The following is a 2,518-nucleotide window of genomic DNA, read 5'->3' on the forward strand; positions in this document are numbered from 1 at the left end:
AAAATTCCTGCCGTTTTCGAAGCCGTAAAATTTCGCCATTGCTAGCTTTTGAATAAAAATTCTATCGCCTCAAATACTCTCGATCAAAATTTTAACTCGAGTGAGCTAAGATTATCGCTAGAAATTCTCGCATCCCGAGTGTTTTCGATCTAAATTTTGTAGGTCAAGCATTGCCGCTAGTTTTTACCAGAGTCGCTACGCGCGATATTTTGATCGAAGCTCTACCTATGTTGCCTACTTTCAATTAAAATTTCGCCGCTTCCACCGATAAGTTTTAATTAAAATTTCATCGCCGCGCGCGAGTAATTCCAATCGAAATTCTATCATCGCCGATATTATGTAAAAATCCCGCCGCTGCCGATACTATCATCTTTCATCGCCGCTATCGCCGCCGCAGCTATTGCGCTCTATCTTCACTGCTTCCGCCGCAGCAAGCGCCGCAAAGCCGTCCGCATCGCTCACGCCCTTTAGCTGCCAAAGCTGCGCGTAAAGCGCAAGCGGTCGCCATTGCTGCGCCACGATGTCGAATAGCGATAAAATTTATGCCGCCGCGCAACGCATTAAAACAAACAGCGTATCAAAGCAAACGCCGCAAATTTTAAAATTTAAACCGCCTCTCGCCGCACGGCACCGATAAACTCCAACCGATAAATTCCGCTAGCTATTCCTTCATTACTGCATAAATCATAAATTTTCATGAATTTAACGCCGCCATTCTTGCTTTATATTAAAATTTCGCTAAAATTACCGCATTAAATTTGAGGCGCAAACGGAGCTTAAGCTTAAACCGCTTGCGGGCAAATTAAATCCATTCAAGGAGCTTTTATGAGCGGTGTTGCGTTAATCATCTGCTTCGCCATAGCGGTCGTCGTGATGATTTTTTTGATCTCCAAAGCAGGCGTTCACCCATTTTTGGCGCTAATGCTTATCTCCCTGGCGCTCGCGATTGTCGCGGGCATACCGCTAGCCAAGATCCCCGCGATTATCGGCGACGGATTCAGCGGCACGTTTAAGAGTATCGGTATCGTCATAATCTTCGGCGCGCTCATCGGCACCGTGCTTGAAAAGACCGGCGCGGCGCTCAAACTCGCCGATATGGTCGTAAACGTAGTCGGGCAGAAGCGCCCCGAGCTTGCGATGCTCATAATGGGCTGGATCGTAGGTATCCCCGTATTTTGCGACAGCGGCTTCGTCGTTTTAAACCCAATTCGAGAAGCGATCAGCAAAAAAATCGGCGAAAATCCGGTCGCTCTAGCAGTAGCGCTCTCCGGCGGACTTTATGCCTCGCACGTATTCATCCCGCCGACTCCAGGGCCGATCGCCGCAGCAGGCGCCGTGGGTCTAGGCGGCAATCTACTGCTCGTAATCGCAATGGGCGCGGTGGTGTCCTTGCCGGTGCTGATCGCCACATACTTTTTTTCTAAAAAAGTCGCTAAAAATGTCCATATAAGCGAAGCCGAAGCGAATGAAGTCATCGCAAAAAGCTACGACGATCTGCTTAAACAATACGGCAAATTGCCGGGCGGATTTTTAAGCTTAGCCCCTATTTTGATACCGATCCTATTTATGGCGCTGGGCTCCGTCGCCAAGATCCTAAAAGTAGGCGGGTTTGCGGGCGAAATTTCGCAATTTTTAGGAAATCCTATCATTGCGCTAGCCTTGGGCGTAGTTTTTGCGGTATTTTTACTTGTGCAAACCGGCAAACTAGGCGAATTTAGCGAGATCACCAACGAATCCTTAAAGATAGTAGGTCCGATCCTCTTCATCACCGCAGCGGGCGGAGTGCTAGGCAAGGTAATCACCGACGCCGGCTTCGTAACCTACATAAAGGACAATGCGACCGCGATTAAAGCCGCGGGGATTTTCTTTCCGTTTCTGATCTCGGCTATCCTAAAAAGCGCGCAAGGAAGCTCCACCGTTGCGATCATCACCACCGCTTCGATTATGGGCGCATTTAACGCGGACGGCTCGCTGATGCAGGTACTGGGCTTCACCTCCGAAATGTCCGGCGCGCTCGTCGTAATGGCGATCGCAGCGGGTGCGATGACCGTTTCGCACGCTAACGACAGCTACTTCTGGGTCGTTACGAATTTCAGCAAGATGAACCCGCAGCAAGGCTACCGCACACAGACCATGCTGACCCTAATTATGGGCATTACGGGCATGATCAGCGTGTGGATTTTGTCGCTGTTTTTGATCTAGCAGCCGTAATTTAAAACAGCTCTAAATTTAGGGCAATAAAAGCCCGCCGTCGCGCTTTAAATTTTAAATTTAATTGCGCGGATGGGCGAGCTATTTTTTGCTTTAAAATTTTCTGCGAGCCCAAGTGCTCCTCTTTCGCCGCTTAAATTCTATCGCGCGAGAGCACGCCTTGCCGTTTAAAACGACAGCAGTTTAAAATTTTTCTCATTTACCAATACGGCGACGCACAAACTCCTCAAAGCTAAATTTAGGGCTAAATTTATTAAAATATCAAATTAAAAAGCGGCTTTCGCAAAATCCGCGCGAGGTTCATCTG

General features: G+C 48.3%; 2 protein-coding genes. One reads left to right on the forward strand and one right to left on the reverse strand.

All coding sequences use genetic code 11. The features are described from left to right. Positions 1-366: 366 nt before the first annotated feature. Positions 367-519: a hypothetical protein gene (locus tag Q0236_RS11830; RefSeq protein ID WP_297918279.1), complete on the reverse strand. Its 153-nt coding sequence runs from the start codon at positions 517-519 to the stop codon at positions 367-369. 306 nt (positions 520-825) lie between these two features. On the opposite strand from Q0236_RS11830, the gene Q0236_RS11835 reads away from it, so the two are divergent. Then, a complete protein-coding gene (locus tag Q0236_RS11835; RefSeq protein ID WP_297918281.1) occupies positions 826-2,202 on the forward strand; it encodes a GntP family permease in 1,377 nt (458 codons plus the stop codon). The last annotated feature ends 316 nt before the right edge of the window (positions 2,203-2,518 follow it).

It is taken from the genome of uncultured Campylobacter sp., from assembly GCF_938031315.1.
Classification (GTDB): domain Bacteria; phylum Campylobacterota; class Campylobacteria; order Campylobacterales; family Campylobacteraceae; genus Campylobacter_B.